Source organism: Vibrio sp. 704, assembly GCF_033339295.1.
Window position 1 is genome coordinate 1 of the sequence record NZ_JAWOUH010000899.1, and the last position, 543, is coordinate 543.

The following is a 543-nucleotide window of genomic DNA, read 5'->3' on the forward strand; positions in this document are numbered from 1 at the left end:
AAACTGCTGCGCTTTTTCGGGAGTCCAAGCACGGTTCGCATCCAGTCGAAGCGTTAATTGAGGGATAGATTCAAGGAAGAGATTCACAAGCATGCCGTCGCGAATGGGCTCATACAGACCCACTTTCACTTTTGCCACTTTCTCGCCTTCCATCTCGTTGAGTTTTGGAATCAACTCATCGGGATCGCCCGTACACAGTGGAGCAGTTTGATATTTGCCTTGCGTCGGCAAACCACCTTCTAACTCCAATTGAGCCATGGATAAGCCAAACGCAACCGAAGGATACATATTGGCATAATCAACCGGTATACCCGCGACCCAGCGTTCAGCCTGTTCTTGTAACTGAATGCCAGCCTCTTCGGTACTTTCCAAGCTAAAACCAAAAAGCGGTGCGACTTCACCTAATCCCGTGTTCTCGCCATCAGATAGCTCAACAATGTAGCCGATGCGTTCCGTCAGCTTGTTATCACGCAGTATTACGCCACTGTCCATTGGAAGGCAGTAACGGTAAATCTTTGCTTTACGCATAATTCCTGTCCTATT

General features: G+C 48.3%; 1 protein-coding gene. It reads right to left on the bottom strand.

Annotated elements, in window-relative coordinates:
* Nucleotides 1–528, bottom strand: a 528-nt coding sequence (gene menC / locus R7R24_RS29765) for an o-succinylbenzoate synthase (RefSeq protein ID WP_318120595.1), incomplete at its 3' end; no start/stop codon positions are given.
* Between the last annotated feature and the right edge of the window lie 15 nt (nt 529–543).